Source organism: Glaciimonas sp. GG7, assembly GCF_052976905.1.
Map to the genome: position 1 here is coordinate 54,893 of NZ_JBRIIQ010000006.1, position 12,070 is coordinate 66,962.

Annotated in this window: 7 protein-coding genes; 5 read left to right on the forward strand and 2 right to left on the reverse strand. The window is 48.2% G+C overall.

The window, feature by feature from the left end; all coding sequences use genetic code 11:
• The first annotated feature begins 84 nt into the window (after positions 1-84).
• The 3 genes from ACVBEF_RS03245 to ACVBEF_RS03255 all read left to right on the forward strand — a co-directional run bounded on the left by ACVBEF_RS03245 (position 85) and on the right by ACVBEF_RS03255 (position 7,324).
• A complete protein-coding gene (locus tag ACVBEF_RS03245) occupies positions 85-594 on the forward strand; it encodes a hypothetical protein (protein WP_447122507.1) in 510 nt (169 codons plus the stop codon).
• 419 nt (positions 595-1,013) lie between these two features.
• Positions 1,014-6,170 (forward strand): type IV pilus assembly protein FimV, encoded by a 5,157-nt coding sequence (locus ACVBEF_RS03250; protein ID WP_447122508.1) that lies wholly within the window; start codon positions 1,014-1,016, stop codon positions 6,168-6,170.
• The gene (locus tag ACVBEF_RS03255; protein WP_447122509.1) at positions 6,167-7,324 is read left to right on the forward strand and encodes a hypothetical protein; all 1,158 of its coding nucleotides are present in this window, start codon (positions 6,167-6,169) and stop codon (positions 7,322-7,324) included. The genes ACVBEF_RS03250 and ACVBEF_RS03255 overlap by 4 nt, the downstream gene beginning before the upstream one ends.
• A 69-nt stretch (positions 7,325-7,393) precedes the next feature.
• Here the strand turns inward: ACVBEF_RS03255 and ACVBEF_RS03260 are convergent, their stop codons facing one another.
• Together ACVBEF_RS03260 and ACVBEF_RS03265 are read right to left on the reverse strand one after the other, a co-directional pair.
• Positions 7,394-9,730, reverse strand: coding sequence for a molybdopterin cofactor-binding domain-containing protein (locus ACVBEF_RS03260; RefSeq protein WP_447122510.1), 2,337 nt, complete (start codon positions 9,728-9,730; stop codon positions 7,394-7,396).
• Positions 9,727-10,194: a (2Fe-2S)-binding protein gene (locus ACVBEF_RS03265; protein WP_447122511.1), complete on the reverse strand. Its 468-nt coding sequence runs from the start codon at positions 10,192-10,194 to the stop codon at positions 9,727-9,729. The genes ACVBEF_RS03260 and ACVBEF_RS03265 overlap by 4 nt, the downstream gene beginning before the upstream one ends.
• Positions 10,195-10,393: 199 nt before the next feature.
• On the opposite strand from ACVBEF_RS03265, the gene ACVBEF_RS03270 reads away from it, so the two are divergent.
• Both ACVBEF_RS03270 and ACVBEF_RS03275 read left to right on the forward strand, forming a co-directional pair.
• Positions 10,394-11,020: a 3'-5' exonuclease gene (locus tag ACVBEF_RS03270; RefSeq protein ID WP_447122512.1), complete on the forward strand. Its 627-nt coding sequence runs from the start codon at positions 10,394-10,396 to the stop codon at positions 11,018-11,020.
• 113 nt (positions 11,021-11,133) lie between these two features.
• Entirely contained in the window at positions 11,134-11,982 is an 849-nt protein-coding gene (locus tag ACVBEF_RS03275; RefSeq protein ID WP_447122513.1) for a hypothetical protein, read from the forward strand.
• Positions 11,983-12,070: the final 88 nt, after the last annotated feature.

A 12,070-nucleotide genomic window follows, 5' to 3' on the forward strand; every position in this document is an offset into this window, starting at 1 on the left:
AACGGTCACAGGTAAATCGATATATATTGCTAATTTTAATTAAATTGCATATATTATTTATACTATTTAATTTTGGGAGTTGTTATGGCTACGAAAGCATCTGTAAAACCGGTTAAACCTGCGGTCGCTGCGACAAAAAAATCAGCACCGAAAGCCAGTGTGGATAAAGTTATGCCAGCAGTTAAGCCGGCAGTTAAGTCGAAGCCTATCCCTGCTGTATTGAAGAAACCTGTATCAGTGAAGAAGGTAGTGCCAGCAACTACGGTTACGGTTCCACCAAAAAGTGGCGCAATTATAGTGCCGCCAAAATCGGTCCCAACTCTGGCTGCAGCCCGTGCTAAACCGGTTCCAGAGCAAAAAATAAAAACCAAAAAAGTGAAGTTGGTGCGCGATAGTTTCACTATGCCGGAAGATGAATATCAAGTATTGAATGACGTTAAAAAAGCCTGCCTGAAGGCAGGCATGGCAGTGAAGAAAAGTGAATTGCTTCGGATTGGCGTGGCGCTGATCAAAGGTCTGGATAATGCCAAATTGAAGGCCGCGATTGCCAGCCTGCCATTGGTGAAGGCCGGGCGTCCGAAGAAGGACAAGTAAATGTCGTGGTAGTGCAGCATCCGGCATGTGTTTCTTTACGTGTCAAATTGATCTTCTGCAATATCAAAAAAATCAGCCTATAGGCTGATTTTTTTATTTCTCCCTCCCTTTTTTTCGTCAGAAAATTTCATAATAAAAAGTGCTGATATGCATTTTTTCGATCATCTTTTAGAGAAAATTATTGGCTCAAAAGTTATTTTTTGAAAGTCAGAGTTTTCCCACTAAATTAATCTTCGGCGCAATTGAAATGGCCTGATATCTGCTCAGTAATGGCATTTTTTACGTGACGGATCGCCTGAAATGATGCGTGAACATACAAGTCAAAAAAGAAGCAAAAGAGCTATTTCTGATGATCTTGATTACTGCTATCGAGTAATCGTCATACCGCATTTATCGTTTAATTAGGAAGGTCCACATTCATGCGAAATAACATACCTCAAACTACCTATCACCCAAAAAATAATTGCCGTCATTTAAATAATATGCATGGACATATAAGTCCTCGTAAAATTCAGCAATTTTATGACCGTATTTCAGGGACGAAAAATATAGGTGTGCAACGACCTGCGCGTGCCCGTGCATCGCTGTCAGCCTTTCAGGAAGGTCGCGAACTCATATCGGCTAGTGCTATCAATGCCGAAGAACTACGAGAGCGTCTTGGGATGCAAAGTACCACTCCGACATACCAACAATCTAAGGCCGCGTTTTATCTGCACGTATATGGAGTTTTAGGAGGTATTCTTCCGGCCGCAAATCAGATTCCTGTTAGCTCTGCTGCAGAGGCCTACAGGGAAAGATTTACGTCGTATTTTCCGGCGCCACGCGTGACCAGGCACGCAGGGCCAGCATCACCGGCCTCAGATAAAAACCAATCATCCAATAACAATCAAGGTGAGAAAACGGTATCCGTTTCTTTAGCATCGAATAGAACCGAGCATGCTAAAACAGACGCTGACCGTCTGTTTAGTGCACCAAAGAAATTGCGCCATGCGCGCTCGGCTGTCGCTTCTCCCGCCACCATCTCGGAGATTCAGGATGATTTGAAGCAAGCCAACCCAATTATTGCAACGACAAACAAGCGTGCTCCTACGCCATCTGCAGCGGTATTGACATCACCATCAAAGTCTCTTTCTTCGATACCTTTTGCATCTTCTGAAGCGCCTTCAGGAACCCAGCCTTCGCCGATACTTTCTGAATCAAACTGGATTCCTCGTATTACTAATAATTGCTTTTTACGGAGCTTTTACCACTATTTACGTGAAGATTACGGAAGTTGGGCCGAAGTAATGGATACGTCAGAAGTACTGGTGTTGTTGCGCGCCAATCTGGTGGCTCACAATAATAATTTAACGAAACGTACGCAAGACTTTATGCCAGTCGATGTCACGACCCTCGATCAGATCGAGCTTAATCGTTTGATGCGGCCTTTGATGCGTAGTTGCGGTTTTTATGAAGGCACGCGATTCGAACCCATCGATACCGTATTTCAGCAACAAACGGTGGCAATACTACTGGCCACGCTGATTGCTCCTGCCGGTGTACAAGAACCGTTTTCACTCGGCGGTTTTTCTTTTTTACAGGCCGCACGACAAGGGCTGACTGTCGAGGAGACCAAACAGGCTTTTGTGCAACATATTCAATTACAACATCCTGGTCTGACCCTGGAAGATGCGCAATGGGTTGGCTATTACATACTGAGTAGTTATGAGCCTTTGCTCATGCGTAGTGATACCCCGGGTGACATGGTCTATCAAGGATTTCCATGGGCCAAACTGCAAGTGGCTCTGGATACAGCCCATGAACTTAGTCTGGAGCCGCAGCAATACAGTAAAGAGATTCTAGGGAAAATGGTACTGGCATTACGTTCACTGATTGAGAACAATACCCAATGGAAGGATACCGCGGCGTTATCCGAGATATACAGTGGCATGCGGTATGCCGATGCGATAGGTAAGATCGATTTACTTGCACCGAAAGAAAATGCGACAGCAACAATCGTTACAGCTATGCGTGTTCTGGATGAGGCGCATCGTCCGGCGCGCACGGGATCGTTAAAACAGTGGGCAGGACCGATCGATCTGATTAACTCGGACGCAGCCACCCGGGCTCAGCTTGGGCGGAAAATGTTGTTGGCGCGTGGCATTCCACCGGATGAAAAGGTCACCCTTTACCATGCAGATTTGGATAACCCTAACGAGAAGTGTGCCAATACCTTCTCGATATTGGAATATTTTCTTTCTGGCTGTACGTTAGCGCATGGCAGTGTGGTGACGCATCGGTATCCACAAATGCCATCAGTGGCCGCTCTGAATGCCACATTCGAAGCTAATTTTCAGGTTTTTTCTGAAAATGTGGTGGCGCAATGGAACGCATTAATGCTCAAGTCAATTGGTGATCTGAACGCTGACGACAGCTTCGATAATGCCACCAAGGTTGAGGTACTCAGCCCCTCTCTTGAGAAACGTCTTCTTAAAGACAGTCTCTCCAGCGGTCTGCCGCCTGGACTGATGATCTCGGAATTGGCCCGTCACGCTAAGGCACTGACACCGGTGACGTATCCAACAGACCATGGTGGATTGATCCTCAGAGTCACCACTCCTGATCAAGAAAAGCTGTATGGCGTATCTTTCCGTGAACTTGGTGTAACGCTGATCAATCGTATTGATGACAAGAAAATGTCGCTTTCTGCATGGTTAGACGCAGATCGGAGCCGCTTTTTTTCAAATGTAACGCTAGACGCGCTAGGTAAATGGCCTGAAGAAAATACCTGTACGCAGTGGCATTTCAATGTGACTCAATTAATGCCGCTGTCTACGCCCAATGACATGACGGCGATATCGACACGGCTCACCCAACTACTGCTCAAACCCATGCTCGATAAATCCCGTGCCAAAGCCTATGGCATGACCGAAGTTGAATTAGACCGCCATAACGTTGAAGAGCAGGAGAAGTATTTTTTCCCTTTTATAGAATGCGCAAATAAACTTGAATCAGGCAACGTGGTGGGGGCGATTTTTCCTTGCGCGGTAGATGCCTTGGTAGCAGTGCCACTCGTAGGTGCATTGGCCGAAACTAGCTTTCAATTGGCGCGTACAGGGTTAAAGTTTTCTGAGCAGGCTGCCATGGAAGTGGCCGAAATCATCGTAGGTCGCGATCTTTCTATGGGTAATATGCGCTCTGCAGCTGACGCAATCATGCAGCCAGAATGGATAAAGGACAATATCGCCTCGAAAATAACACCGCTTGGTATCCACACACTGTCAACAGCCGCACAACTGATGGATCCGGGCATCGAGATGCTTCACCATCTCTGCCTCGGTTCAGCAAAGATCGCACAAATAAGTAAAGATAAACTTGCCAGCCTTGCCAGTTTGCTCTCTCATCAGCGTGAAACCGAAAGCATGGGCCGGGATATTGAAGAAAATCTTGAACGAGGTTTGCGTTTATCTCCGCAAACGGGCATTTGGTCTGTCAGTGATGACGCCATTCGTGCCGGGGTTGAATTACGGTTAGCCAACTTTATCGGTGGCAAGGCCAAAACAATTAGCGTTGACGGACAACCGTTGGAAAAAAATGCTTTAGTAAAAGATGCCGAAATACTCGATCTTGAAGAAGAGTATTTTTATCTGGCAAATGGAAAGACTGGAAATAAGTACGGATCATTGCTGAGACGAACGGCCGACAATCAGCTCGTCGTTGTCGCGCCACTTCCCGATACGATCAGCATGTCGCGCTTCAATAACCGGAGGGGAGAAGGAGTGGAAATCGAATTTCCGCCGCATGTAGACGTTGAACATCTGAACAATGAAGGACTTGAAGAGCAGGGATTTGCGGTGTTTGAGATTGGCGGTAAAAAATATGCCGTAGACATTCGAGACAGAAACAAACCATTCGAATTGCAATTGGTGGATGACATTGAGCGGAGATTAGGGGGCTATGGCCAATGCCGGGAGAAGCGTGCGCCCGCAGTGAGGATCTGTGAAATATCCAAGCGTGGAGAGGATGAATACCTGATTGCAACTGATAAAGAGATATTTCAGGAGCGGCCTGGTTCGAAAGAAGTCTACAAAGTGGACTATAAGGTTATTGCCCACACGAAAAAAATAATGTCACCTGAGAAAATAAAAAAGGGAGCCGTAAGGAAAGAAGTAGATTACACCTATGTAGACGGTAAATATATTTTTATCCATGGCAGGGAAAATAACTATAACAGCGCTGTTTTGAACAAAAAAGATATCTCCGAACTGATCACTTTTCCTGCCGATATCGAAGGTACGATTGTCAAAATTGAAGACAACATGGGGATGGACCTACACTTCGATCACGGGTATCGCCTCACAGTACCTTATGCCACTTATCGAAAAGACGATGGCTTATACCTGATGTTACATATAGGAGGGGATACCTATTACGGCTGTAAACTTACTGAGGATGCGGCAGGCGATCTTAACGCGAAGGTTGCATTGATGAAGGTATCGGCAGCAGAGACTGGAATTTATATGGTCTATCAGCGTGAACAAAAAGCCCTTCTCTTGGCCGAACGATTTACTGAAATTCAAAAATTTAAAGTAGACATATCCAGAACCACTACAAAAAATTTACTGCAACTTTTTTTTACCGTAAAAACTGACGATGGCGATGCTATCTTGAATGCATTGGAAGATGTGTTGGGTGAAAATGCATTGCTTGTTATGCTCTCCAGATTGCAGAGATATGTAGATGGAACACCATGGTATGAAATTCGTGGATTACAACAATATGAAAATGTAAAAAAAATAATTGACGATAGTCTCACAGGGATTATGGAATCTGAGTACAGAACCGGAATTTACATTAACAATTTTATTAATAGCTTCGTCAATGCAGATCCAATCTTAAGAGACATTAGCCCTGTTTATATTGCTGCAAACTCTGGGGAGCTTAAAGAAATTTTGGGTAACTTACAAACAATGTTTCCAGACTTACCAGCTATCGCGATCACTGAGGACATGACTTCGAGCGATACTCTTACGCTACTACAACGTACCTTTAATGACTTTTCTGGAAGTAGAAATTTTGCTTATATAAAAATAACGGAAAAAGGGGGCACAATAAAATATATAGCCTGCGTATCTGGGGGCGATAACAGCATAGCTATTTTTGAAGACGCCACGCATAGCAGCGGGTTAAAAGAATATAGAAATATTCCTGGTAACGCGCTCGAGGAAGCTTCAAGGCAAGAAACAGAGGGTGCACAAAGGACCAGTGACGGTATCATTTATTCAAACAAAGCCAAAGGCAGAGTAAAGATACGCACATGGGACACTGAATTAATATTAACGAGGCTGGTCCGAGATCGCTACCTGTATACCAATGGTGCACCATCTCTTATCGCTATTGAAATCGTGACAAAACTTCCTCCTTGTCCGGTATGTCTGAACAATATTATGATTACTGCGCCACATTTTCCTGGTGTCGAATTCACAGTTAAATATTTCCCTCAAACGGAGGCTTCTTACCGTGCAGCGATAAATGGTGAAGTAAAGCCATCTGTTAGTGGGATCCGTTATAAACCGCGACGGGAAGTAAAAATATGACAGTGACAGAAATACAGGGTGGCGCAATGCTCACCCCTCTTGCCACACATAACGGTGATCCATCAACCATACAGCCGAAAGACCTGCTTCCAGTCTATAGACTTGGACTTGGAGACCCGGAGCGGCGAGAGCTCTTCATCAGCGTGATCCGGGATATTGTCAAAATATGGTCTGATCCCGCGTTAGTTTGTATTGAGAATAAACGCTGTAAAACGGATACGTTTTTACGTGATTCTGTCGATCAATATTGCAAGGAGGTTGGCATCTTGCCAGTAATGACGAGTGTCGTTGGCGAGGATGGCTACGCGGACCAAGGGTTAGCCTTCAAATTGAAGGACTGGGGAATTCTGACGGATTGGTCGTCTGTGATGTTGAAGCCGGGCAGTGAGTTTTGCGCACGATTAACCGGGGAGTTACGCAAGGCGGAAGTCTCTGCCATCCTCATCGGACAATGTTGTGCTCAGAAGAAGTCGGAACGCGAAAATCAAGCTGATATTTTTACCATGTTGATAGCAGCCAAATCCCGCATACGGGACATTGGTGGAAGCAGTCTGGCAGCACAGGCTGTTCCTTTTATACAGCCACCCTCGGTCGCGTTTGATCCAAAGTCCGAAGATAATGGCGTCGAAAGATGCCTTGAGTTAATGGATGGGAAAATCGTTCACGAAAATGTAGTCGATACTTATCTGGCGCCGATCAGGGACTCGCTGAAGGCTAATTTTTCCGCTCTTAAAATACAACTCGGTTTAGGGAAATCTGACGAAACGGTGCTACTTAAAGGAGCGATGCTGTTGCCCTCTGGAGAGGACGTCGCAGGAGAAGCTGAAGCACAAGAGGCGGTATATTGCCAGCCAAACCGGTACTGTGAATTGGTAAATCTGTATGTAAAAGTGGCAAGTAGAGTGCCATTGACAAAGGCATTGCGAAGCGAACTCGATAATAAGTACTCAGAGCTGGCGGAGCAACAAATGCGCTTTGTCGAGGACAAGCAGCCGGATGACAAGATTGATCTCTGGTTAACGCGCTGTCTGCATTTACCACTACAGAGGCTTGATGATGCAGCTCTGCACGCATTGTCGCAAAGCGTGCAGAGCATGGCGCAGAAGACTGTCGCCGCGGCGATTGCTGAACGTACATCAATGAAATTTCTATAACGCACATGCGCCATTACTGTCACTGCGGCAGTGATGGCGCATGTAAGCCTGGTGCCTAATACCTTCCGCTTATACCTTCTTCAATTGCTCCCGAATCGGCAAGTCACGTATGCGCTTACCGGTCGCAGCAAAGATCGCATTGCACAGCGCCGGTGCGATCGGTGGCGTACCCGGTTCGCCCACACCACCGAGCGGCATATCGTAGGCATGCTGCACGATATGCACACGGATATCCCGGGGAGCGGCGAGGGCGCGCAGTACTTCGTAATCATGAAAATTACTCTGAACAACAGCACCTTTTTTAAACGTAATTTCACCGCTCATCGCAAGGCTCAAGCCCATGATGCAAGCGCCTTCAATTTGTGAGCGGATACGGTCTGGCGTGACAGCCGGGCCGCAATCGATGGCCACATCCACGCGGGCAATACTGATTGCGCCATCTTCGCTGACGACGACTTCAATTACCGCCGCTACATAGCTCATAAAGCTATACGCCACCGCCAATCCCAGTCCGTGACCCTTGGCGACCTTGCGGCCCCAACCAGCTTCATGCGTTGCTAGTTCAACGACATTGCGCATACGACCAGTATCAAGCGGATACAAGACTGGAGATTCACCATAGTTGGTGCTGTCAGACATTTCTTTTGGATCGATTTTTCTTGCAGGGCCGATCAATTCGAGCAGATATTCCCGATGATCGCGTTTAGCCGCTGCGGCAAGTTCGGCCACGAACGATTGCACCGCGAATGCATGCGGAATGTTGTATACCGAGCGGAACCAGCCGATCCTGGTATGCGCGGCGACTTTCGGGGACTCTACGCGGATGTTGGGAATCACGAACGGAATATTGATCGCGCCCATCCCGAGCTCTCCCGCCGATTCGCCCTCAGCCCCAACGACGAATGTGGAGGAAATCGTCGGCGCGGCGCTACGATGGAGCCAGGCCAGCGGCATACCTTTATTGTCAAGTGTGCTCTCCAGATGTTCGAACGAGACCGTGTGCAGGTAGTCGTGGCGTACATCGTCTTCTCGGGTCCAGGTCACTTTGACCGGCTTGCCGTCCATTGCTTGCGATAACAGAGCGGCCTCGGCAGCAAAGTCCGGCTTGGATTTGCGGCCGAAACCGCCGCCCAGCAAAGTTACATTGACTTTCACATCTTCGGATTTAAAGCCGAGACGTGCGGCAACAGTGGAAACCGTTGCTTGTGGTGCCTGAACGCAGGCCCAGACTTCACATTTGCCATCAATAATGCGTGCGGTGGCCGCTGGCGGTTCCATCGAGGCGTGGGCCAGATGCGGGATGTAATACTCGGCCTCAATACGCTTGTTGGCCTGCTCAGCGCTTGCCAGCACTGCCATCGTGTCGCCGTCGTCGCGCATGACTTTGGCAGGGGTACGGGCCGCTTCTTGCAGAGTCAGCTTGAAGGCGGTCGAGTCGTAACTGGCATTGGCACCATCGTCCCAGGTAATTTTCAGCGCTTCGCGGCCCTTGATGGCCGCCCAGGTGTTACTGGCGATGACGGCAATACCACCCAGAGGATTAAAGACCGCTGGCGGTGGACTGCCTTTCAATTCAATGACGCGGATCACGCCCGGTATTTTCAGGGCATCTGCAGGGTCGAAGCTGGCGACCTTGCCGCCAAATACGGGCGGACGGGCGATGACGGCGTAGATCATGCCTTCGAGGCGTGTATCAATACCGTATTGGGTATTGCCGGTCACGATATTGAGAAAATCAACGCTGCTGAATTTGTCTTTACCAATATAGCGGAACTGGGCCGGATTTTTCAGGTGAATCAGGTCCGGCGCTGGCAAAGGAAGTTTGGCGGCCTCAATGGCTAACGCGCCGTAGCCCAACTTGCGACCGGATTTGGCATGAAGGACTTCATGATTATGGGCACTGACTTCGGACACTGGCACATTCCAGCGGGCAGCTGCGGCAGTTTCCAGCATCAACCGTGCAGTCGCGCCGACCTGACGCATAGGCGTAAAGAAGTGGCGCATGCTGCGTGAGCCGTCGGTATTCTGGTTGCCGAAGCGCGCCTCGTCAGCGGTTGCTTGCACTACGCGGACATGGCTCCAGTCAGCTTCAAGCTCATCAGCAACTACTAATGGAAGGCTGGTACGGATACCTTGCCCCATTTCCGAGCGATGGGCGACGATGGTGACGATGCCGTCGGCACCAATCGAGATAAACACCAAGGGATTATCGACCGTGCCGCCGGGCATGTTCGCGCCACCATATTTTTTGGCAGCGACAGGTGCATCAGCGGCGCTGACGATGCCGTTGACACCAACGGTTAAGGCTAGTCCAGTGAATGCGCCTACGCTCTTGAGCCAACTGCGCCGGGTGATGCCAGTCTCTACCAGCGCCTGACCTACTTCAGCATCAAAGGAAATACTCATTTTGCAGCTCCCTGATGTGCGGCAACTTGCTTGATGGCTGCCTTGATGCGGGTGTAGGTTCCGCAGCGGCAAATATTGCCGCTCATCGCATCATCGATTTCTTTATCGGTTGGCTTTGGTGTAGTTTTTAGCAATGCAGTGGCAGACATGATTTGACCCGCCTGGCAATAACCGCATTGCGGCACGCCCAGTGCTACCCAAGCCTGTTGAATTTGCTTGCCCAGACCATCGTTTGCGATGGCCTCAATAGTGGTGATTTTTTTACCTGCTGCTGCACTGATGGGCGTCACGCAAGAACGTATCGGTGCGCCATCCAGATGCACGGTACAAGCGCCGCATAGCGCCATGCCGCAACCGAATTTAGTCCCGGTCAAGCCGATGTTGTCACGCAACGTCCAGAGTATTGGGGTGTCTCCTGGCAAATCAACATTATGTTGTTTGCCATTGATATTGAGTATTGTCATTTTTTTCCACGGGAAGGTTAGTTGCTAGTGCGGATAGTAAACTTACTGATTAGTAGCACACGTACTTGTCGATTGTAGTCTTGCTAATGTTTCTCTGTTGGAAAAGTGTTGATTTCGCTTTTTTACGCATAAGTGCTACTACCGTTTAAAATCCCGTGCTGTAATGTCCGCCCATCAAAAAAATGCACTCTGAGGATCTATGAGCCTATTTCAACAACCGATCGTCATGCTCGATTTCGAGACCACTGGCCTCAGTCCTGCAATGGGCGACCGCATCACGGAAGTGGCCGCCCTCAGAATAGTGGGCGGCGAAATCGTTGAGCGCTATGTTTCGCTGGTCAATTGCAATGTGCGCATACCTGGATTCATTAGCCAGTTGACGGGTATCTCGCAGGCGATGGTCAATAGGGCGCCGCCTGTGTCGGAAGTCATCCCGGCGCTGTTGGACTTTATCGGCAGCGATACGCTGTCCGCACACAACGCCAGTTTTGATGAGAAGTTTTTAGTTGCAGAAAGCGCATTGCTAGATTTGCAGCCGCGCTATAACGCACTGATTTGCTCGCTCAAATTATCGCGTCGGCTGTTTCCCGGCATGCCGAGTTACAAGCTGGGATCGCTGGCGAGCGCATTGCGCATTCCCTTTCAAGGAACGGCGCATAGAGCTGAGGCGGATGCTGAAGTATCGGCAAATTTGTTGCTGCATGTGGCCCAGCGGCTATCGCACACTTATAGCGTGCCATCGATACACCCGGATTTGCTGGTTTCGGTCAATAAGCTCAGTGCTGCGAAGGTGCCGGATTTTCTGGCGCGGCAGTTGGGTAAGTAAGCAGTAGAAGTGTCGGGGTGCGGAAGAATTTATAGAGCACTCATTGAGCGCTTTTTAATCGATAAAAACCATTGTATCCGGCAGAGTGAGACCTTTTTTGAAGGAATAACGCTATGCCGATTGATTCTCAGAGCCGTCCATCCTCACCAATATCAACATCCCCACCGGTAAGTTTTTCGAATCTAATTACTGGTGAACCATCTCTGTTATCAGCTGATAATGGCAACCTCCGATTAGTCACGCGTAGTCCTGTACAAATGAGTCCGTTCGTACCAGGCGTCCCAGACTCCTCCCCTCAAATGGCATTTCCGCCGCGCCTCAATCATGTATCAACTCCGTCGCCGTCCTACCCACCGCCACCTCGGCCTGCTTCGGCGACTTTAAATATATTTATTCCACTAGTTACCCCTTATGCGGTTTCAGATGATCTAAGTACTGTTGTGAGTAGTGATGATGATCATAGTGATGTTGCCAGCGTCATGGATACTCATTTATCGCAAAGCAATTCTGATATTGAGGAGCAGTTGCTGAGCGACAAAGCGCCTCAAAACCTCAAAGAAAAAATGGTGACGGCAGAAAGTGCCAAAAGAGGAGCATGGATCAGAGAGTACCAACAGGCGCTAGTTGGAGGCTTGCCCTTTTTGGAGTCAACACTAGGGGGGTATATTTTGACCGATAGCGGTGGAGGAAAGAGTACTCTTGCCAAAGTGGAAGTGAAGAATTTAGAGCCGCATACAACTTCTGATGTTTTCAGAGATAAGAGTTCAGGCCAACTTTTTGCGCATTGTGGGCAAATTTTTCTACCACTGGGTCAGACGCCAAGTACGCAATATGTGGGAACGGGTCCATATAAGTTTGCAGTGATTTGCTTACCGGTACAAACGTATGATGGTCAGGACGCAGGCTATTCCATCGGTAAACATAAGGATCAATGGGTACATTTTAAAAACAAACAGCAATAGAATTTTGCGTAAGTCCTATCTATTAAGAGGTTAACAATCTGGTTTGATAGAGGTGAAAATCTGTATCAAACCAGTGCTGCCTAAATAG